This is a genomic window from Streptomyces sp. KM273126 (assembly GCF_004337435.2).
In the GTDB taxonomy this organism is placed as follows: domain Bacteria; phylum Actinomycetota; class Actinomycetes; order Streptomycetales; family Streptomycetaceae; genus Streptomyces; species Streptomyces acidicola.
Genome location: NZ_SJXB02000002.1, coordinates 800,331 through 820,695, shown reverse-complemented (window position 1 = coordinate 820,695; position 20,365 = coordinate 800,331). Strand labels below are relative to the sequence as shown.

Sequence of the window (20,365 nt, the reverse complement as noted above, 5' to 3'; positions counted from 1 at the left end):
CGCTGCGGCAAGGCGCCGCAGCACGCCCTGGAAAACGGCCCGGCCCGGCAGGGGATACGCCATCCGGGTGACATACACACGACGGTATGAATCTCAGTCTGGAGCGTAACTTTCTGAATTGCCGCTCATGTCATCAATCCCACTGGTCATCCCGTCACACCGTGGCGTACCGCCCACAGCGCGGCCTGGGTGCGGTCGGCCAGGTCCAGCTTCATCAGGATGTTCGAGACATGGGTCTTGACCGTCTTCTCGGAGAGGACCAGGGCGCGGGCGATCTCGCGGTTCGAGCGGCCGTCCGCGATCAGGCCGAGCACCTCGCGCTCGCGCTCGGTGAGTGAACCGCCTCTGCCCTGGCCCGAGTTGGCCTCCTCCTGGGAGAGGAGTGCGCCGGCCACCTCCGGCTGGAGCAGGATGTGCCCGGCGTGCACCGACCGGATGGCGCCCGCGAGCGCGTCGGGGTCCACGTCCTTGTAGACGTACCCGGCGGCGCCGGCACGCAGGGCCGGGACCACCGTGCGCTGCTCGGTGAAGCTGGTGACGATCAGCACGCGCGCGGGGTTGTCGAGTGAGCGCAGCCTGCGCAGGGCCTCGACGCCGTCCATGCCCGGCATCTTGATGTCCATGAGAACGATGTCGGGCCTCAACTCCTCGGCGCGGGCGACTCCTTCGGCGCCGTCGGCCGCCTCGCCCACGACCTCGATGTCGTCCTGCACCTCCAGGAAGGTGCGCAGGCCGCGGCGGACCACCTGGTGGTCGTCGACGAGCAGCACCTTGATTGCGTCAGCCACCAGGGACCTCCATTTCGATCGTGGTGCCCGTGCCGGGCGCCGACTCCACCGTCAGGCGGCCGCCGACCCCGCTCGCCCGGTCGCGCATGGAGACCAGACCGAGGTGGCGCCCCGCGCGGCGTACGGTCGCCGGTTCGAAGCCGCTGCCGTCGTCCGTGACGCGCAGGACCGCCGTGCTGTCGCGCCGCTCCAGGGTCACCTCGACCCGCTCGGCCCCCGAGTGCCGCAGCGCGTTGTGCAGGGCCTCCTGGGCGACGCGGAGCATGGCCTCCTCCTGTGCGGCGGGCAGGGCGCGGACGCCGCAGCTGGTGAAGGTCACGCGCGCGGTGTGGGCGCGGTCCAGGACGTGGACCTGGGTGCGCAGGGTGGCGACGAGGCCGTCCTCGTCGAGGCCCGCGGGGCGGAGCTCGACCACGGCGGCGCGCAGTTCGTCGGCGGCCTCGGCGGCGAGCGTGGCCACCTGGTGGAGCTCTCCCTTGGCGCGGCGGGGGTCGCGGTCGACCAGGGCGGCCGCGGCCTGGGCGGTCAGGCGCAGGGAGAAGAGCTTCTGGCTGACGGCGTCGTGCAGTTCGTGAGCGAGGCGGGAGCGCTCCTCGGCGATGGTGAGCTCGCGGCTGCGCTCGTAGAGCCTCGCGTTCGTCAGGGCGATCGCGGCGTGCTGGGCGAGGATCGACAGCAGTTCCTCGTCCTCCTCGGTGAATCCGCAGCCGCCCACCGGCTTGGGGCACCGCTTGTTGGCGAGGAAGAGGGCGCCGATGACCTCGTCGCCGTCACGGATGGGCAGGCCCAGGAAGTCGGCCAGATCGGGGTGGGCGCTCGGCCAGCCCTCGAAGCGGGGGTCCTTGCGCACATCGGCCAGGCGCTCCGCCTTGGCCTCGTGCAGCATCGCGGCCAGGATGCCGTGCTGGCGCGGGAGCGGGCCGATGGCCTTCCACTGCTCGTCGGTGACGCCGTCGACCACGAACTGGGCGAAGCCGCCGTGGTCGTCGGGCACGCCCAGTGCCGCGTACTCCGCGTCGAGCAGCTCGCGTGCGGAGGCCACGATCGTCTTGAGGACGTCGCGCACCTCCAGGTGTCTGCTCATGGCCAGCAGCGCGGAACTCACCGCGGCGAGGCCGGACCGTGGACCTTGGCTCATGACCTCACGGTACCTGCGGGGTGTGACACCGCGGATCGGACCTGTGACGGCCTCCGCCTGGGCCGCGGGCCCTAGGGCGAAGGGCCCTGGCGCATTGCGGCCCGCGCACGAGGCGGGCGGGACGGCCCGGTTCCTACGGTGAAGGCGTCCGCTGAGCGTGGTCGGCGGCCGGTGCCTGAGGGCGGTCGGCGGCCGGGAACACGCGCCGGGAGCGGCGGTCACGGGACGAGGGGACGGATGGCATGCCAGTAGCGATCATCACGGGAGCTTCGAAGGGGCTGGGGCGGGCGCTCGGCGCCGCCCTGGCGGAGCGCGGCTGGGATCTGGTGCTCGACGCCAGAACCGCGGACGTGCTCCAGGAGACGGCGAAGGAACTGTCGGCGTACGGGACCCGGGTGGAGGCCCTGGCGGGGGACGTCACGGACGCCGGGCACCGGGCGGCGCTGGTGGCGGCGGCACGTCGGCTGGGCGGTGTCGACCTGCTGGTGAACAACGCGAGCGCGCTGGGCGCCGAGCCGCTCGTACGGCTGGACGAGCTGCCGCTGGAGGGGCTGCGGCGGGCGCTGGAGGTGAACGTGGTCGCCGCGCTGGGTCTCGTCCAGGAGGCGCTGCCGCTGCTGCGGGCCTCCGGGGCCGGCACGGTCATCGGCGTCAGCTCGGACGCGGCCGCGGAGGCGTACGAGACGTGGGGCGGGTACGGGGCGTCGAAGGCGGCACTGGACCATCTGTCGGCGGTGCTCGCCGAGGAGGAGCCCGGGCTGCGCGTGTGGGCGGTCGATCCCGGGGACATGGCCACGGACCTGTACGCGGCGGCGGTACCTGACGACGACGATCCGCGGCCGGAGCCGGCCGGCGTCGTACCGGCCTTCCTGCAGCTGATCGATGAGCGTCCGGCCAGCGGCCGCTACGGTGCGCCGTCCCTGCTGGAGCGTCGATGACGACCGCGCTGCGGGTTCCGGAGGAGCTGTCGGCGCGGGTGCCGGCCGAGCAGCGCGGACCCGGCCTGGACCGCGACGCGGTGCGGCTGCTCGTCTCGCGCGGCACGGAGGTGGCGCACCACGAGTTCGTGGAGTTGCCGCGGCTGCTGCGGGCCGGGGATCTGCTCGTCGTCAACACCTCCCCCACGCTGGCGGCCGCCGTGGACGGTCATGTGGGGCACGCGCGCGTGGTGGTGCACTTCTCGACGTGGGGTGACGACGGGCGGTGGGCCGTCGAGCTGCGGGAACCGGACGGAAAGGGCACCACGCGTGCGCGTGCGGGCGGGCACGCGGGGACTGAGGTGCGCCTGCCCGAGGACGTACGGCTGGTAGTGGAGGAGCCACTGAGTGCGGACAGTGCCCGGCTGTGGTGGGCGCGTGTGTCGGCCCCCACGGGTCCGGACGACGGTCCGGACGTGCTGGGGCTGCTGCGGGAGCACGGGCGGCCCATACGGTACGCCTACACGGAACGGGACCAGCCGCTGTCGGCGTACCAGACGGTGTTCGCGCTGCCGTCGGCCGACAGTGCAGGCAGCGCGGAGATGCCGAGTGCGGCGCGGCCCTTCACCGCGCGTCTGGTGGCGGAGCTGGTGAGCCGGGGCGTGCAGTTCGCGCCGGTCACGCTGCACACGGGGGTGGCGTCGGCCGAGGCGCACGAGCCGCCCTACCCGGAACGCTTCGCGGTGCCGGAGGCGTCGGCCCGGCTGATCAACGCGGCGGGAGCCGGAGGGGGGCGGATCGTCGCGGTGGGTACGACGGCGGTGCGGGCCGTGGAGTCGGCGACCGGGCCCGACGGGGTGGTGCGGGCCACGGAGGGCTGGACCGGTCTCGTGGTCACCCCGGAGCGCGGGGTGCGGGTGGTGGACGGGCTGCTGACCGGACTGCACGAGCCGGAGGCCTCGCATCTGCTGATGCTGGAGGCGGTCGCGGGACGGGCGGCGGTCGACCGGGCGTACGAGGAGGCGCTGCGCGGGCGCTACCTGTGGCACGAGTTCGGGGACGTGCACCTCATTCTTCCGGAGGGCGCGATCGACAACGTCGACAGCGCCTGCTGAGGCCGGCGCGCGGGTCTCGGAAACGCCGCAGGGCGGCACCCCACCGCGGGTGCCGCCCTGCTCGTTCCGGGACACGGTGTCCGGAAACTACTTACGCATGACCTCCGGCTCGTGGCGGCGCAGGAAGCGGGCCACGAGGACGCCGCAGATCGCGCCGAGGGCGATCAGGGCGATCATGTCCAGGGTCCAGATGCCGACCGTGTGGTCCCACAGCGGGTCGGTCTGGGTCGGGTCGTCCTTGTTCGGGTTGACCAGGTTGAAGTCCAGTGTGGCGCCCGCGGCGGCGACGGCCCAGCGGGACGGCATCAGGTACGAGAACTCGTTGACGCCCAGGGCGCCGTTCAGCGTGAAGAGGCAGCCGGTGAAGACGACCTGGATGATCGCGAACATCACCAGCAGCGGCATGGTCTTCTCGGACGTCTTCACCAGCGCGGAGATCACCAGACCGAACATCATCGAGGTGAAGCCGAGCGCCATGATCGGCAGGCAGAGTTCCAGCTTGGTGAGGGTGCCGAGGACCAGGCCCTCCGCGGGGACCTCGCGCGCACCGAAGCCGATTCCGCCGACGATCAGGCCCTGGACCATGGTGATCATGCCGAGCACGATGACCTTGGACATCAGGTAGGCCGAGCGGGACAGGCCTGTCGCGCGCTCCCGTTCGTAGATCACCCGTTCCTTGATCAGCTCGCGGACGGAGTTGGCCGCCCCGGCGAAACAGGCGCCGACGGCGAGGATCAGAAGGACGGTGGTGGCGGTGCCGTTGGGCGCCCTCAGACCGCCCGCGCGCGGCTCGTTGGGCAGCAGGTCGTTGCCGGATTCGATGAGCAGGCTGACCGCGCCGAGCACGGCGGGCAGGATCAGCATCAGGGCAAGGAAGCCCTTGTCGGACACGATGACCGACACGTACCGCCGGACCAGGGTCAACAGCTGCGAGCCCCAGCCCTGCGGCTTGGGCTGGCGCATCTGCTGTGGCGGAGGCATGTGTACGGACTGCGGCGCGACCGCGTCGATGTCCGCGGCGTACATCTGGTAGTGCTGCGAGCCCTTCCAGCGGCCCGCCCAGTCGTAGTCGCGGTAGTTCTCGAAGGCGGAGAAGACGTCGGCCCAGGTGCTGTAGCCGAAGAAGTTGAGGGCCTCCTCCGGCGGGCCGAAGTAGGCGACGGCACCGCCGGGCGCCATCACCAGAAGCTTGTCGCACAGGGCGAGTTCGGCCACCGAGTGGGTGACGACGAGGACCGTACGGCCGTCGTCGGCGAGGCCGCGCAGCAGCTGCATGACGTCGCGGTCCATGCCCGGGTCGAGACCGGAGGTCGGCTCGTCCAGGAAGATCAGCGACGGCTTGGTGAGCAGCTCCAGGGCCACGGAGACACGCTTGCGCTGGCCGCCGGACAGGGACGTGACCTTCTTGTCCTTGTGGATGTCCAGCTTCAGCTCGCGCAGCACCTCGTCGATGCGGGCCTCGCGCTCCTGGGCCGTGGTGTCGGCGGGGAAGCGCAGCTTGGCCGCGTACTTGAGGGCCTTCTTGACGGTCAGCTCCTTGTGCAGGATGTCGTCCTGCGGGACCAGACCGATGCGCTGGCGCAGCTCGGCGAACTGCTTGTACAGGTTCCGGTTGTCGTAGAGAACGTCGCCCTGGTTGGCCGGGCGGTAACCGGTGAGGGCCTTCAGCAGCGTCGACTTGCCGGAGCCGGACGGGCCGATGACCGCGATCAGCGACTTCTCGGGGACACCGAAGGAGACGTCCTTCAGGATCTGCTTGCCGCCGTCCACGGTGACCGTCAGATGGCGGGCTGAGAAGGAGACCTCACCGGTGTCGACGAACTCCTCAAGGCGGTCGCCGACGAGACGGAACGTGGAGTGGCCGACACCGACGATGTCGTTCGGGCCGAGCAGCGCCGAGCCGCTCTTGGCGATCGCCACACCGTTGACGAACGTGCCGTTGTGCGAACCGAGGTCGCGGATCTCGTAGCGGCCGTCGGGCGTGGCGTGGAACTCGGCGTGGTGGCGCGAGACCTGGAGGTCGGAGACGACGAGTTCGTTCTCCAGCGCGCGGCCTATGCGCATGACGCGGCCGAGGGCCAGCTGGTGGAACGTGGTCGGGCTGCGGTCGCCGTAGACCGGCGGCGCCCCCGCGACACCACCAGGTCCCTGCTGTGCGTGGCCACCGACCGGGCCCTGCTGGTGCGGGACCTGCGGCTGCTGCCAGCCCTGCTGCGGTGCCGGCTGCTGGGGCGCGGCCTGCTGCTGGGCCGCCCACGCCGGGTTCGCCCCCTGGGCCGCGTACGGCTGCTGCTGCGGCTGCGCCTGCTGCTGTACCTGGGGCGTGGCGGCGGATGCGGCCGAGCCTTTCAGGCTCAGGCGCGGGCCGTCGGTCGCGTTGCCGAGGTGCACGGCCGAGCCGGGGCCGATCTCCAGGTGGTGGATTCGCTGGCCCTGCACGAATGTGCCGTTGGTGCTGCCGTGGTCCTCGATGACCCAACTCCGGCCGCTCCAGCTGATCGTGGCGTGACGCCAGGACACCCTGGCGTCGTCGAACACGATGTCCCCCTGCGGATCGCGTCCGAGCGTGTATGACCTGGACGGGTCGAGCGTCCAGGTTTGTCCATTGGATTCGAGTACGAGTTCCGGCACTCCATGCCCCACTGATTTGTCCCCCGAGTTGCCCCCATCACGGGGAGTCTAGGGATGTCGAACATCGGGGGGAACTATTTCAGGCTCGGCCCCCTGACTGAAAGCCGGGCCTTGCGAAGCTCCCGAACCGGGGCGTCGGCCGGTCCCGTTGACGGGGTTGAAACCGGGCCGGAGAGTGGTAATCCGACGCGAGGGGGACATCCGCGGTGGAACGCCGCGGCGCGGATCGGGGGGTCTGACTATGAGCACCGGTACCTCGCACCAGGCCAGGAGCATCCCCTGGGGTGACGTCCTGCTCTCCGCGATCGCCGCCGTGAGCTGGGCGTTGATCGGCATGGCGGCGACGGCCGCGCTCGGTCTGCATCTGCTCGAAGCGGACTCGGCGGGCTCGCTCGGGCCGATGACCGCCGCGGTTGTGGCCCTTGGTGCGGGGGGTTCCGTCACCCCGTCGGGCGATGTCTCCGTCTTTGGCCTGGAAGGAGCGGACGCGACCACCGCCATCGAGATCTCGCCACTCGGTGTGGGGCTCGTGGGCGCGGTCCTGCTGTCGTGGTTCTTCCTGCGGTCCCTGCGCGGGGCGGGGGCCGTGAACGCGCCCGCCGAACTCCTCGCGCGCGCGGGCACGCTGCTCGTGCTGTTCGTCGCCGTGCTGGGCGGGCTCACCTGGGCCGGCCACAGCGTCATCACCCTCGACGGCGGCTCGCTGGGGCTCGACGACGTGCCCGGCGGGGACCGGTTGGGCGACGTCGAGGTGCCCGGACTCGGAAACATCGGCGGGCTGTTGCCGGACCGGCTGGGCGACCTCGCGAACGCCCAGGCGAAGGTCGGCTTCACGGTGGACACCGCGCCCACGCTGCTGGGCGGCCTGATCTGGTGCGCGGGCGTCCTGGTGATCGCTCTGCTGGCCTCGCGCCGCACTCCCCTGCCGCCCGGCTGGGCCGCGGTGCACAAGGTGGTGCGGCCCGCCGTGTCCGCCCTGGTCAGCGTGTTGCTGATGGCGGTCCTCGCGGGCCTCGCGGCGGCGGCGTACGCGGCGATCGGTGACGACAACCCCGAGCGGATCGCGGGCGCGGCCCTGCTCGGTGCGCCGGGCGGGGTCTGGCTGGGCATCCCGATCGGCCTCCTCGTGCCGTGGAACGGCCGGGCCACCGGTGAACTGGCCAACCTGCTGCCCGACCCGCTCGACGAGTTGCTCCGCGCCGACTCCGGCCGGCCCGTCACGCTCGGCCGGCTGGCCGAACTGGACGGCAGGGTCTGGTTGTTGGGGGTGGGGGCGGCCCTCATGATGCTGTTCGCGGGCGTACTGACCGCCGTACGTACGCCCTATGTACGGGAATCGTCTGCCGTCGTCGGGGGAAAACGGCCGGGTGCGGATGGACCAGGCGGGGGTCCGCTCGGGTTCGCGGGGCGCTGCGCACTTCGGCTCGGGGTCGCGACGGCGCTGACACTGCCGCTGCTGGCCTGGCTGACAGAAGTGTCCGTGGACGCCTCGCTGTCGGTACTCGGGTTCGACGCCTTCGGGGCCGGCATAGAGCTCCACGGGGACGTGGGGATGGCGCTGCTCCTGGGGGCACTGTGGGGTGCGGGCGCCGGGGCCGCCGGGGCGTTGCTCGCGTGCGCGAGCGGGGCTGCGGGACGGAACGCTTCGGCGTGGGCGCGGGGGGCGCAGGGGGCGCATCCGTCGCGGGAATTGCAGGGATCGCGGGTATCGCAGGGATCGCAGGGATCACCATCAGGGCCCTACACGCCGAGTGCGCCGTACCGGCCGCCGAACCCGGACACCAATCCGTACCTGCGGCTGCCCGGGGAGCCGCGGAGGCCGGGGGACGGGAGGTCGCCCTCATGGGGCGCCTCGCAGCCCTGGGGCGGGGAGCAGCCCGGTGGCGAGGATCGGTCTGGTGACGGAGCTGGTGGCGGGGATCAGTCCGGCGGTGCCCCGCCGCCCGGTGCCGCGCGGCCCGCGCAGGAGCCCGACCTGTACGGGGCACCCACCGTGTCCCGGCCGTTCCCCGCCACCGCGGAGGCCTCCGCGGCGCCCCCGGCCGGGTTCACGCGACTGGCCGGAGCCGCCGCCTCCCCCGGACGACGTGCCCCCGCCGCCTCCCCCACCGCCGAGGCCGCGGGGGCGTTGAGGGACCGGGAAGAGGGAGACCGTGAAGGACCAATGGCGCCGGGATTCGTGGACCGCCGCCCCGTGCGGCGCCGCGGATCAGAGGCACGGCGCCCACGATCCAGGCGTACGTCATCCGCCCGCAACCCAGTGTTCGCCGTCCGCTGGGGGGACCTCGGAGGCGACGCGCACTGAGTGCCGGATACGGTGGGAGCACCATGAGCGCTTCGCAGACCTCTGACGCCCCTACTCTCCTCGTCAAGATCTTCGGCAAGGACCGGCCGGGCATCACGGCCGGGCTCTTCGACACCCTCGCCGCCTACTCCGTCGACGTCGTCGACATCGAGCAGGTCGTCACCCGTGGCCGGATGGTGCTGTGCGCGCTCGTGACCGAGCCGCCCGGCGGGCGCGAGGGCGATCTGCGGGCCACCGTCCACAACTGGGCGGAGTCCATGAAGATGCAGGCGGAGATCATCTCCGGCCTCGGCGACAACCGCCCGCGTGGCCTCGGGCGCTCCCTCGTCACCGTGCTCGGGCACCCGCTGACCGCCGAGTCGACGGCCCGGATCGCCGCGCGGATCACCGCGACCGGCGGCAACATCGACCGTATCTTCCGGCTCGCCAAGTACCCGGTGACCGCTGTCGAGTTCGCCGTGTCCGGTACGGAGCCGGAGACGCTGCGCACGGCTCTCGTGACCGAGTCGGTGGCGCTGGGCGTGGACGTGGCGGTGGTGGCGGCCGGGCTGCACCGGCGGGCCCAGCGGCTGGTGGTCATGGACGTGGACTCGACGCTCATCCAGGACGAGGTGATCGAACTCTTCGCCGCCCACGCCGGGTGCGAGAAGGAGGTCGCCGAGGTGACGGCGGCCGCGATGCGCGGGGAACTGGACTTCGAGCAGTCACTGCACGCGCGCGTGCAGCTCCTCGAAGGGCTCGACGCCTCGGTGGTGGACAAGGTGCGCAGCGAGGTACGGCTCACGCCGGGGGCGCGCACACTGATCCGTACGCTGAAGCGGCTCGGCTTCCAGGTCGGGGTCGTCTCGGGTGGGTTCACCCAGGTCACGGACGATCTGAGGGAGCGGCTCGGGCTCGACTTCGCGCAGGCCAACACGCTGGAGATCATCGACGGCAAGCTCACGGGCAGGGTCGTCGGTGAGATCGTGGACCGGGCTGGCAAGGCGCGGCTGCTGCGGCGCTTCGCGGCCGAGGCGGGTGTGCCGCTGGCGCAGACGGTGGCGATCGGTGACGGTGCGAACGACCTGGACATGCTGAACGCGGCCGGGCTGGGCGTCGCCTTCAACGCCAAGCCGGTGGTCCGGGAGGCCGCGCACACCGCGGTGAACTTCCCCTTCCTCGACACGGTCCTCTACCTGCTGGGCGTGACCCGGGAAGAGGTCGAGGCGGCGGACATGCACGACGGGGACGTCTGACGCGTCTGAGCCCGCCCTGGACCCCGTCCTGGACCCCGTCCTGGACTCGTCCAACCCAGCACGAGTGGCTGTACGGGGCCGTAGAGAGCCGTGCACCGTACAGGCGGCACGAGCAGGCCGCTCGGAGCGCCTACAGAGCCGTGATGAAAGGGCCCGGCGCCGATGCGGTGCAGGGCCCTCGTCGTTGCGGTGCGTGCCCCTACTCCGTCGGCGCCCAGTAGTCGAGCAGCGTCGCCACGCCCGGCTCCAGGCCCTTCCAGGTGGCGTCGAAGGAGAGCACGGCGAAGGCCGCGGCGGGGAAACCGCGGCGGCTCATCCGCTCCCGGGCGTCGCTCTCGGAGCGGCCGGCCAGGATGTCGGCGAGGCCCTGGACGCCGGGGTTGTGGCCGATCAGGAGGATGTTCTGGGCGTCGTCGGGGAGCTCGTTGAGCACCTCGATCAACTCGCCGGGCGAGGCCTCGTAGATCCGCTCCTCATAGACGGTTTTCGGCCGATGGGGCAGCTCCTGGACGGCGAGCTTCCAGGTCTCGCGGGTGCGGACCGCGGTGGAGCAGAGGGCCAGATCGAAGGGGATGCCGGAGTCGGCCAGCTTGCGACCCGCGACGGCGGCGTCCATGCGGCCCCGGTCGGCGAGAGGCCGCTCGTGGTCGGTCACCTGGGGCCAGTCGGCCTTCGCATGCCGGAAGAGAACAATCCTGCGGGGTTCTGCGACGCTCATGGGTCCCAGCTTCGCATGAAACACGCCATGGGGCGCAGGGAGTTGACGAGCGCCACCGCGCCCCTTGTCACGGGCTGCCGTGCAGCAGGGCCTGCTGTATCCACTCGAAGAGGTGGGCCAGCGCGGGATCGGCGGTCGCCGCCTGGGCGTCCGAGGGGTTGAGGATCATGAGCAGGAGGGCGCCGAAGGCGAGCATGGGCAGGACGAGGGCCCACCAGGGCAGCCGGACGCCGACGCCGCCCGTGGTCGCCGGGTGGGGCCGGGTGTGCGTACGGGCCGACATGCCGCCTCCGTGGGTCCTTGAGAGGTCCGTGGGCCGCGTCCTCGCGGCCACGTCTCGACGCTACGGAATGCGAGCCCCGCGACCCATCCGGTGATCCACCCACTTGACCCTGACCCTCACCCCCTAGGGGATGGTGGGGCCAGCCCCACCATGGGCGCCGAGCCCGCCCGGGACGCCCAAAGGCTCGCGGGCGCGGGACGGCGACGCAGATCGTCAAGGAAAGGCGATCGTCAGGGCGAGGCGATAGTCAGAGCAGGGCCGTCGTCACGGCGAGGCCATCGTCACGGCGAGGCCATCGTCACGGCGAGGCGATCGTCGCGATGATGCCGATGATCACGAAGATGGCGAAGAACGCGCCGAACACGATCAGCATCTTCTTCTGGCCGTTCTGCGGGTTCGGGTCGAGCACAGGCATGCCGTCAGTCTCGCACCCTTCGTCCGCCCGGCCGCCCCCGGGGGTCGGCCCGCAGGCGGGATCAGCGCGCCGCCGGGCTCGGCGCACGGCTCTCGGCTCGGCGCGCGGCCTCGTCCTCCACGGTCCCGGGGCGGCCCGCCAGGACGCCCACCACGATCTGCGGGATCATCAGGCCCGTCATCAGGGCGATCGGCAGGCCCCAGCCGCCGCTGTGCTGGTACAGGACGCCGACCAGGAGCGGGCCCGGGATCGAGATCAGGTAGCCGGTGCTCTGCGCGAAGGCGGACAGCTTGGCAACGCCCGCGGAGGTCCCCGCCCGCATCCCCACCATCGTGAGAGCCAGCGGGAAGGCGCAGTTCGAGACGCCGATCAGCATCGCCCACGCCCAGGCACCGCCCGCCGGGGCGGCGTACAGACCCGCGTACCCGGCGAGGCCGCACACACCCAGGACCACCACGATCGGGCCCTGGTGGGTGAGGCGCGTGGCGAGCCGGGGGATCACGAAGGCCAGCGGCACGCCCATCACCATCGTGACGGCGAGCAGCAGGCCCGCCGTGCCGGCCGGGACGCCCGCGTCGCGGAAGATCTGTGCCATCCAGCCCATCGCGATGTAGGCGGCGGTCGCCTGGAGCCCGAAGAACACGGCGAGCGCCCAGGCCGTACGGCTCCGGGTGATGCGCGGCGCGTCAGGGTCCTGCCGAGGCGACGGCACGCTCCGGGCGGCGCCGGCCGTGGAGACGGTCCCCCGCGCGCGTGCCATCGCCATCCACGGCAGCGTGGCCGCCGCCGCGAGGAGCGCCCACGCGACGAGGCCCGACTGCCAGCTCCCGCCCAGGACGTCGGTCATGGGGACGGTGAGCGCCGCCGCGAGCGAGGTGCCGAGGGCGAGGGCCATCGAGTACAGGCCGGTCATGGAGCCCACGCGGTCGGGGAACCAGCGCTTGACGATCACCGGCATCAGGACGTTGCTGACGGCGATGCCCATCAGGGCGAGAGCGGTGGCGGCCAGGAAGCCCGCGGTGGTCCCGGCGTAGGGCCGGACCGCCAGGCCGGTGGCGATCGCGAGCATGCCCGCGCAGACCACGGCACCCGGCCCGAAGCGGCGGGCGAGCCGGGGTGCCATGGCTCCGAAGACCGCAAAGCAGAGCGGTGGTACGGAGGTGAGCAGTCCGGCGACGCTGCCGCTCATGCCGAGCCCGTCGCGCACCTCTTCGAGGAGGGCTCCGAGGCTGGTGATGGCGGGGCGCAGGTTGAGGGCCGCGAGGACGATGCCGACGACCACGAGACGGGGCCCCCACGCGCGCGTGGGGGCCGTTTCGCCCGGGGAGGCGGCGTCCGGGGAGCCGGCCGGGCCGCGGACCCCGGGCTCCGTGCCCAACGACCCCGCCGAGCCGCGCGCCGGGGCCTCGGTCCGGGTCGTCGGGGCCGTCGTCGTCCGTATCTCCTCACGCATCATGCCACCCATCATAGAATCATGGGATGATTGGTTGTCCACTCCCTACGCTTCGCCGCCGGGGACTTCGTGCGAAGGTAACGCCATGCCGTTGAGCCATCCCCGCCGTTCGGCACTGTCCGAGCAGGTCATCGCCGCGCTGCGGAACCAGATCGCCTCGGGTGAGTGGCCGGTCGGTTCCCGCATTCCCACCGAGCCCGAGCTGGTCGAGCAGCTGGGTGTGGCCCGCAACACGGTCCGCGAGGCCGTACGGGCCCTCGCGCACAACGGGCTGCTGGACATCCGCCAGGGTTCCGGCACGTACGTCGTCGCGACCAGCGAGCTGGCCGGAGTGATGCACCGCCGCTTCGCGGACGCCGATCCGGAACACATCGCGGAACTGCGCTCCGCGCTGGAGTCGAGCGCCGCGCGGCTGGCCGCCGAGCGGCGCACCGAGAAGGACCTCAAGCAGCTCGACGCGCTCCTCGTCCGGCGCGAGGAGGCCTGGGCGTCGGGCGACGCCGAGGCCTTCGTGGCCGCGGACGCCACGTTCCACATGGCGGTGGTGGCCGCGTCCCACAACGACCCCATGACGGCGATGTACGCGGATCTGGGCGAGGTGCTGCGGGACTGGCTGCGCTGGGACGTCGGCCAGGAGCTGACCCCGGGGACGTACATGGAGCACGCCCGGCTCGTCGACGCGATCCGCGCGGGCGACGCGGAGGCGGCGGCCGCAGAGGCCGCGAGCTATCCCTTCACCTGCCGTCCGGAACGTCCCGAGCGTCCGGGGCGCCCGGGGCTCCCGAAGAGGGCAGCGGCCTCTGGTGGCTGACCCACGCCGAGCGGACCTCCTTCCAGCAGCGGCCGGTGAGCCGCACGGTCCGCGCGGGACCGACCTCCACCGGGGAGCCGTCGCTGTCGATGTCCCACCAGCGGTCGCACTCGATGTGGAGGCGTACTCGGTCGACGTCCACGTAGGCGTTGTGGCAGTACGCGACCACGCGGGAGCCGGTGATGTTCGTGCGGCACTCCGCCCCGAACGGATCGCCCTCGGCGGGCGGTTGGGCACCCGCGGGCGCATGGGGCACGGCCTCGTACGACAGCACGACCAGGAGGGCGGCGACGACCGCGGTCACCGGGGCGACGATGCGGAACAGACGCACAAGGGAGACCTCCTCGGCCGAGCTGGGGAGGACCACGTGGTGAACCCCTGATCACGTGGTGAAGGCGTAATCCCAGAGTGCGAGTCGTCTCCGTCGTCCGCCCGGCCGGATGGGCCGAACGGGGGACACAGGGCGACGCGCCGAGGGCCCGCATCCACGGGGACGCGGGCCCTCGGTCATCGGCCGGGCCTCAGCGGCAGCGGTCACGCACCGATCGCGTGCAGACCGCCGTCCACGTGGATGATCTCACCGGTGGTCTTCGGGAACCAGTCGCTGAGCAGGGCGACGACACCCTTGCCCGCCGGCTCGGGGTCCTTGAGGTCCCACTCCAGCGGGGAGCGGTGGTCCCAGACGGAGGCCAGCTCGCCGAAGCCGGGGATGGACTTGGCGGCCATGGAGGCGAGCGGGCCCGCGGAGATCAGGTTGCAGCGGATGTTCTGCTTGCCCAGGTCGCGCGCCACGTAGCGGCTGGTGGCCTCCAGGGCGGCCTTGGCGGGGCCCATCCAGTCGTACTGCGGCCAGGCGTACTGGGCGTCGAAGGTCAGCCCGACGACCGAGCCGCCGTTCTGCATCAGCGGCAGGCAGGCCATGGTCAGCGACTTCAGGGAATACGCCGAGACGTGCATGGCTGTCGCGACGGACTCGAACGGCGTGTTGAGGAAGTTGCCGCCGAGGGCGTCCTGAGGCGCGAAGCCGATGGAGTGCACGACGCCGTCCAGGCCGCCGAGCTCCTCACCGACGACGTCGGCCAGCCGCCCGAGGTGCTCGTCGTTGGTGACGTCGAGCTCGATCACCTTGGTGGGCTTCGGGAGCTTCTTGGCGATGCGCTCGGTCAGGGTCGGCCGCGGGAACGCGGTGAGGATGATCTCGGCGCCCTGCTCCTGCGCCAGCTTGGCGGTGTGGAAGGCGATGGAGGACTCCATCAGCACGCCGGTGATCAGGACACGCTTGCCCTCAAGGATTCCGCTCATGGTTCAGTGACCCATTCCCAGTCCGCCGTCTACGGGGATGACGGCTCCAGTGATGTACGAGGCGCCGTCCGAGGCGAGGAACCGCACCGTCGCGGCGACCTCCTCGGGCTGCGCGTACCGGCCGAGCGGCACCTGCGACACGATGTTCGCGCGCTGCTCGTCGGTGAGGACCTTGGTCATGTCGGTGTCGACGAAGCCGGGCGCGACGACGTTGAAGGTGATGTTGCGCGAGCCGAGCTCACGGGCCAGGGAGCGCGCGAAGCCGACCAGGGCGGCCTTGGAGGCGCCGTAGTTGGCCTGCCCCGCGCCACCGGACAGACCGACGACCGAGGAGATGAGGACGACGCGGCCCTTCTTGGCGCGCAGCATGCCGCGGTTGGCGCGCTTGACGACACGGAAGGCGCCGGTGAGGTTGGTGTCGATGACCGAGGTGAAGTCCTCCTCGGACATGCGCATCAGCAGCTGGTCCTTGGTGACGCCGGCGTTGGCGACGAGGACCTCGACGGGGCCGTGCTCGGCCTCGATCTCCTTGTAGGCCTGCTCCACCTGCTCGGTGTCCGTGATGTCGCACTTGACGGCGAGGAAGCCTTCCTTCTGAAGAGCCTCCGGGTCACCGGAACGGTATGTGATCGCGACCTTGTCGCCGGCATCGGCGAAAGCCCGGGCGATGGCGAGGCCGATGCCCCGGTTGCCTCCGGTGACGAGAACCGAGCGGCTCAACGGATCACCCTTTCGATAGCGGTCCGAACGCCCGCCCGACCAGCTGGCGGACAGGCGGCTTCTCCAAAAACCTATCGGTCCGCCATGCCGCTCAGGGAATCGGGCACCGACAGTGGCACGGGGGACTCACTGTCGGGTCCCTACAGAAGGAGGCGGCCGCCGGACGGATCGGGACGTGGGGAACGCGGCCGCTGAACGGAAAGATGTGGGCGTGGTGCCCGCGCGCGCGACATGATCGGACCCGACAGGCGACGACAGCAGGGAGACCTCGGTGCCTCATTCCATCGACGAAGCCTTCACGGCGCTGCCTCTACGGGCCTTGGCCGACGCCGCGCTGGCACGCGCGCGTGCCCTGGGCGCCGAACACGCGGACTTCCGGTTCGAGCGGGTGCGCAGCGCGGCCTGGCGGCTGCGGGACGCCAAGCCGGCCGGGTCGTCGGACACGACCGACCTGGGGTACGCGGTGCGGGTGGTGCACGGCGGGACGTGGGGGTTCGCCTCCGGTGTGGACCTGACCATGGACGCGGCCGCGAAGGTCGCCGCGCAGGCCGTGGCGATGGCGAAGCTCTCCGCGCAGGTGATCAGGGCCGCCGGGTCCGATGAGCGGGTGGAGCTGGCGGACGAGCCCGTGCACGCCGAGAAGACGTGGGTGTCCTCGTACGAGATCGATCCCTTCAGCGTGCCCGACGAGGAGAAGTCGGGGCTGATGACCGAGTGGAGCGCTCGGCTGCTCGCGGCCGACGGGGTCGACCACGTGGACGCCTCGCTGCTCACGGTGCACGAGAACAAGTTCTATGCGGATACGGCCGGGACCGTGACCACCCAGCAGCGGGTGCGTCTGCATCCGCAGCTCACCGCCGTGTCCGTCGACGAGTCCAGCGGTGAGTTCGACTCCATGCGCACCCTCGCGCCGCCGGTCGGCCGCGGCTGGGAGTACCTGACGGGCACCGGCTGGGACTGGGACGGGGAACTGGCCCGGATCCCGGAGCTGCTCGCCGAGAAGATGCGGGCGCCGAGCGTCGAGGCGGGCGTCTACGACCTGGTCGTGGACCCGTCCAACCTGTGGCTGACCATCCACGAGTCCATCGGACACGCCACGGAACTGGACCGCGCGCTCGGCTACGAGGCCGCGTACGCCGGCACGTCCTTCGCCACCTTCGACAAGCTCGGCAAGCTGAAGTACGGCTCCGAGCTCATGAACGTCACCGGTGACCGCACCGCCGAGCACGGCCTCGCGACGATCGGGTACGACGACGAGGGGGTCGAGGGCCAGTCGTGGGACCTCGTGAAGGACGGGACTCTCGTCGGCTACCAGCTCGACCGGCGCATCGCCCGGCTCACCGGCTTCGAGAGGTCCAACGGCTGCGCGTACGCCGACTCCCCCGGCCATGTGCCCGTGCAGCGCATGGCGAACGTGTCGCTCCAGCCGGACCCGGCCGGGATGTCGACCGAGGACCTGATCGGGAGCGTCGACCGCGGGATCTACGTCGTCGGTGACCGGTCGTGGTCCATCGACATGCAGCGGTACAACTTCCAGTTCACCGGGCAGCGGTTCTTCAAGATCGAGAACGGGCGGATCACCGGGCAACTGCGGGATGTCGCCTACCAGGCGACGACCACCGACTTCTGGGGTTCCCTGGCCGCCGTCGGCGGACCCCGGACGTATGTCCTCGGCGGTGCCTTCAACTGCGGCAAGGCCCAGCCCGGCCAGGTCGCCGCCGTCTCGCACGGCTGCCCGTCGGCTCTCTTCAAGGGCGTCAACATCCTCAACACCACGCAGGAGGCCGGTCGATGAGCGCTGCCGCGTCGACGAACCGTACGAACAAGCCGCACGAGGTCGTCGAGCGCGCCCTGGAGCTGTCCCGGGCCGACGGCTGTGTGGTGATCGCCGACGAGCACTCGACGGCCAACCTGCGGTGGGCGGGCAACGCGCTGACCACGAACGGGGTCACACGCGGGCGCACGCTGACGGTCATCGCGACCGTCGACGGCAAGGAGGGCACGGCCTCCGGCGTCGTGTCGCGGTCCGCCGTCACCGCGGACGAGCTGGAGCCGCTCGTCCGCGCCGCCGAGGCCGCCGCGCGCGGGGCGGGTCCCGCCGAGGACGCCCAGCCGCTCGTCGCCGGCATCCCGGTGTCGCCCGACTTCACGGACGCGCCCGCCGAGACCTCGTCCGCCGTGTTCGCGGACTTCGCGCCGGCGCTCGGGGAGTCGTTCGCCCGCGCGCGGGAGGGCGGCCGCGAGCTGTACGGGTTCGCCAACCACGAGCTCGTCTCCAGCTACCTGGGGACGTCGACGGGGCTGCGCCTGAGGCACGACCAGCCGAACGGCACCCTGGAACTGAACGCCAAGTCCCCGGACCGTACGCGCTCGGCGTGGGCCGGGAGGTCGACGCGGGACTTCAAGGACGTCGACCCGGCGGCGCTGGACGCGGAGCTGGCCGTACGGCTCGGCTGGGCCGCCCGGCGGGTCGAGCTGCCCGCCGGACGGTACGAGACGCTGCTGCCGCCCACGGCCGTGGCGGACCTGCTGATCTACCAGATGTGGTCGGCGTCGGGCCGGGACGCCGCCGAGGGCCGCACGGTCTTCAGCAAGCCCGGCGGGGGCACACGGATCGGTGAGAAGCTGACCGAGCTGCCGCTGACGCTGCGCAGCGACCCGAACGAGCCTGGGCTGGAGTCCTCCCCCTTCGTGCTCGCGCACTCCTCCGGTGACGACGCGTCGGTGTTCGACAACGGACTGCCGCTGACGGCGACCGAGTGGGTCGGCGGGGGCGAGCTGCGGCACCTGACAACCACCCGGCACAGTGCGGGTCTGACCAAGCTGCCGGTGACGCCGTCGATCGGGAATCTGATCCTGGACGGGGGCGAGGACCACTCCCTGGAGGAGATGGTCGCGAACACCGCGCGCGGGCTGCTGCTGACCTGCCTCTGGTACATCCGCGAGGTCGACCCGGCGACGCTGCTGCTGACCGGGCTGACCCGGGACGGCGTGTACCTCGTGGAGAACGGCGAGGTCACCGGCGAGGTGAACAACTTCCGGTTCAACGAGTCGCCGGTCAACCTGCTGGGCCGGGCCACTCAGGCCGGGCGCACGGAAAAGACGCTGCCCAGGGAGTGGAGCGACTGGTTCACCAGGGCCGCGATGCCCGCGCTGCGGGTGCCGGACTTCAATATGAGCTCTGTCAGTCAGGGCGTATAACCTCGTAGCGGTAGTCACTCGACTGCCCGCTGATCACCAAGGAGACACGAGAACCGTGACGGACATCGTCGACGAGCTGAAGTGGCGGGGCCTGTTCGCTCTGTCCACCGACGAGGACGCTTTGCGCAAGGCGCTCGCGGACGGTCCCGTCACGTTCTATTGCGGCTTCGATCCGACGGCGGCCAGCCTGCACGTGGGTCACCTGGTACAGGTCCTCACCATGCGCCGGCTCCAGCAGGCGGGTCTGCGTCCACTCGCCCTGGTGGGCGGGGCGACCGGCCAGATCGGCGACCCGCGCCCCACGGCGGAGCGCACGCTCAACGACCCGGAGACGGTCGCGAACTGGGTGACTCGGCTGCGCGGGCAGATCGAGCCGTTCCTGTCCTTCGAGGGCCAGAACGCCGCGGTGATGGTGAACAACCTGGACTGGACGGCCGGAATGTCGGCCATCGAGTTCCTCCGGGACATCGGCAAGCACTTCCGCGTCAACAAGATGCTGACCAAGGACTCCGTCGCCCGGCGCCTGGAGTCCGAAGAGGGCATCAGCTACACGGAGTTCAGCTACCAGTTGCTCCAGGGCATGGACTTCCTGGAGCTGTACCGACGGTACGGCTGCACCCTCCAGCAGGGCGGCAGCGACCAGTGGGGCAACCTCACGGCCGGGCTCGACCTGATCCACAGGCTGGAGCCGCACGCCCAGGTGCACGCACTGGCGACCCCGCTGATGACCAAGGCGGACGGGACCAAGTTCGGCAAGACCGAGGGCGGCGCCATCTGGCTCGACCCGGAGATGACCACGCCGTACGCGTTCTACCAGTTCTGGCTGAACGTGGACGACCGGGACATCTCCACGTACATGCGCATCCTGTCCTTCAGGTCCCGTGCGGAGCTCGAGGAGCTGGAGCAGCAGACCGAGGAGCGTCCGCAGGCCCGGGCCGCGCAGCGTGCGCTGGCCGAGGAGCTGACGACGCTGGTGCACGGAGCGGACCAGACGGCCGCGGTGATCGCCGCGTCCAAGGCCCTCTTCGGTCAGGGCGAGCTCACCGACCTCGACGACCGGACCCTGGCCGCGGCCCTCTCCGAGGTGCCGCACATCCAGGTCGCCGAGCCCGGTCTCGTCGTGGACCTCTTCGCCGAGGTCGGGCTCGTGCCCAGCAAGTCGGCCGCGCGGCGGACGGTGAAGGAGGGCGGGGCGTACGTGAACAACGTGAAGGTCACCGCGGAGGACTCCGTCCCCGCCAAGCAGGATCTGCTGCACGGGCGGTGGCTGGTGCTGCGGCGCGGGAAGAAGAACCTCGCCGCGGTGGAGGTCACCGGAGCCTGACCGCTCCGT

17 protein-coding genes and 1 pseudogene are annotated in these 20,365 nt (G+C 71.4%); 8 read left to right on the top strand and 10 right to left on the bottom strand.

Going from position 1 to position 20,365, the window contains the following annotated elements; all coding sequences use genetic code 11:
- Window positions 1-146: 146 nt before the first annotated feature.
- On the bottom strand, window positions 147-788 hold the full coding sequence (locus tag E0500_RS34225; RefSeq protein ID WP_131571157.1) for a response regulator transcription factor: 642 nt from the start codon (window positions 786-788) through the stop codon (window positions 147-149).
- Entirely contained in the window at window positions 781-1,926 is a 1,146-nt protein-coding gene (locus E0500_RS34220) for a GAF domain-containing sensor histidine kinase (RefSeq protein ID WP_131571160.1), read from the bottom strand. Before E0500_RS34220 ends, E0500_RS34225 begins: the two co-directional genes overlap by 8 nt.
- A gap of 242 nt (window positions 1,927-2,168) precedes the next feature.
- Between E0500_RS34220 and E0500_RS34215 the strand changes: the two genes are divergently transcribed.
- Together E0500_RS34215 and E0500_RS34210 are read left to right on the top strand one after the other, a co-directional pair.
- A complete protein-coding gene (locus E0500_RS34215; protein ID WP_131571163.1) occupies window positions 2,169-2,864 on the top strand; it encodes an SDR family oxidoreductase in 696 nt (231 codons plus the stop codon).
- Window positions 2,861-3,958, top strand: coding sequence for an S-adenosylmethionine:tRNA ribosyltransferase-isomerase (locus tag E0500_RS34210; RefSeq protein WP_131571166.1), 1,098 nt, complete (start codon window positions 2,861-2,863; stop codon window positions 3,956-3,958). Before E0500_RS34215 ends, E0500_RS34210 begins: the two co-directional genes overlap by 4 nt.
- An 87-nt stretch (window positions 3,959-4,045) precedes the next feature.
- Here the strand turns inward: E0500_RS34210 and E0500_RS34205 are convergent, their stop codons facing one another.
- Window positions 4,046-6,589: an FHA domain-containing protein gene (locus E0500_RS34205; RefSeq protein ID WP_131571169.1), complete on the bottom strand. Its 2,544-nt coding sequence runs from the start codon at window positions 6,587-6,589 to the stop codon at window positions 4,046-4,048.
- A 241-nt stretch (window positions 6,590-6,830) separates the two neighbouring features.
- Here E0500_RS34205 and E0500_RS34200 point away from each other — a divergent pair.
- Window positions 6,831-8,721, top strand: a pseudogene (locus tag E0500_RS34200) (streptophobe family protein).
- Window positions 8,722-8,917: 196 nt separating this feature from the next.
- Window positions 8,918-10,129 carry a phosphoserine phosphatase SerB gene (serB, locus tag E0500_RS34195; RefSeq protein WP_131563834.1) on the top strand — a complete coding sequence of 404 codons (1,212 nt, stop codon included), beginning with the start codon at window positions 8,918-8,920 and terminating at the stop codon, window positions 10,127-10,129.
- A gap of 199 nt (window positions 10,130-10,328) precedes the next feature.
- On the opposite strand, the gene E0500_RS34190 is transcribed toward serB, so the two are convergent.
- From E0500_RS34190 to E0500_RS34180, 4 genes are all read right to left on the bottom strand, one after another.
- A complete protein-coding gene (locus E0500_RS34190) occupies window positions 10,329-10,847 on the bottom strand; it encodes a histidine phosphatase family protein (RefSeq protein WP_131563835.1) in 519 nt (172 codons plus the stop codon).
- A gap of 67 nt (window positions 10,848-10,914) precedes the next feature.
- Window positions 10,915-11,130, bottom strand: coding sequence for a hypothetical protein (locus E0500_RS34185; protein WP_131563836.1), 216 nt, complete (start codon window positions 11,128-11,130; stop codon window positions 10,915-10,917).
- Between the two features lie 298 nt (window positions 11,131-11,428).
- A complete protein-coding gene (locus E0500_RS44505) occupies window positions 11,429-11,545 on the bottom strand; it encodes an SGM_5486 family transporter-associated protein (RefSeq protein WP_131563837.1) in 117 nt (38 codons plus the stop codon).
- A 61-nt stretch (window positions 11,546-11,606) separates the two neighbouring features.
- On the bottom strand, window positions 11,607-13,001 hold the full coding sequence (locus E0500_RS34180; RefSeq protein WP_399120513.1) for a CynX/NimT family MFS transporter: 1,395 nt from the start codon (window positions 12,999-13,001) through the stop codon (window positions 11,607-11,609).
- An 82-nt stretch (window positions 13,002-13,083) separates the two neighbouring features.
- Here E0500_RS34180 and E0500_RS34175 point away from each other — a divergent pair, with 82 nt between their 5' ends.
- Window positions 13,084-13,809, top strand: a complete 726-nt coding sequence (locus E0500_RS34175) for a FadR/GntR family transcriptional regulator (protein WP_131563839.1) — start codon at window positions 13,084-13,086, stop codon at window positions 13,807-13,809.
- Here E0500_RS34175 and E0500_RS34170 read toward each other — a convergent pair.
- The 3 genes from E0500_RS34170 to fabG all read right to left on the bottom strand — a co-directional run bounded on the left by E0500_RS34170 (window position 13,733) and on the right by fabG (window position 15,831).
- Window positions 13,733-14,140, bottom strand: a complete 408-nt coding sequence (locus tag E0500_RS34170) for a hypothetical protein (protein WP_131563864.1) — start codon at window positions 14,138-14,140, stop codon at window positions 13,733-13,735. The two genes, E0500_RS34175 and E0500_RS34170, sit on opposite strands and share 77 nt — an antisense overlap.
- 203 nt (window positions 14,141-14,343) lie before the next feature.
- A complete protein-coding gene (fabI, locus tag E0500_RS34165; RefSeq protein WP_131563840.1) occupies window positions 14,344-15,111 on the bottom strand; it encodes an enoyl-ACP reductase FabI in 768 nt (255 codons plus the stop codon).
- A gap of 3 nt (window positions 15,112-15,114) precedes the next feature.
- On the bottom strand, window positions 15,115-15,831 hold the full coding sequence (gene fabG, locus E0500_RS34160) for a 3-oxoacyl-[acyl-carrier-protein] reductase (RefSeq protein ID WP_131563841.1): 717 nt from the start codon (window positions 15,829-15,831) through the stop codon (window positions 15,115-15,117).
- A gap of 271 nt (window positions 15,832-16,102) precedes the next feature.
- Between fabG and E0500_RS34155 the strand changes: the two genes are divergently transcribed.
- From E0500_RS34155 to tyrS, 3 genes are read left to right on the top strand one after another with little or no spacing between them, the layout of a single operon-like run.
- On the top strand, window positions 16,103-17,626 hold the full coding sequence (locus E0500_RS34155; protein WP_131563842.1) for a TldD/PmbA family protein: 1,524 nt from the start codon (window positions 16,103-16,105) through the stop codon (window positions 17,624-17,626).
- Window positions 17,623-19,032, top strand: a complete 1,410-nt coding sequence (locus E0500_RS34150; protein WP_131563843.1) for a metallopeptidase TldD-related protein — start codon at window positions 17,623-17,625, stop codon at window positions 19,030-19,032. Before E0500_RS34155 ends, E0500_RS34150 begins: the two co-directional genes overlap by 4 nt.
- Before the next feature lie 55 nt (window positions 19,033-19,087).
- Window positions 19,088-20,356: a tyrosine--tRNA ligase gene (gene tyrS / locus E0500_RS34145; RefSeq protein WP_131563844.1), complete on the top strand. Its 1,269-nt coding sequence runs from the start codon at window positions 19,088-19,090 to the stop codon at window positions 20,354-20,356.
- The last annotated feature ends 9 nt before the right edge of the window (window positions 20,357-20,365 follow it).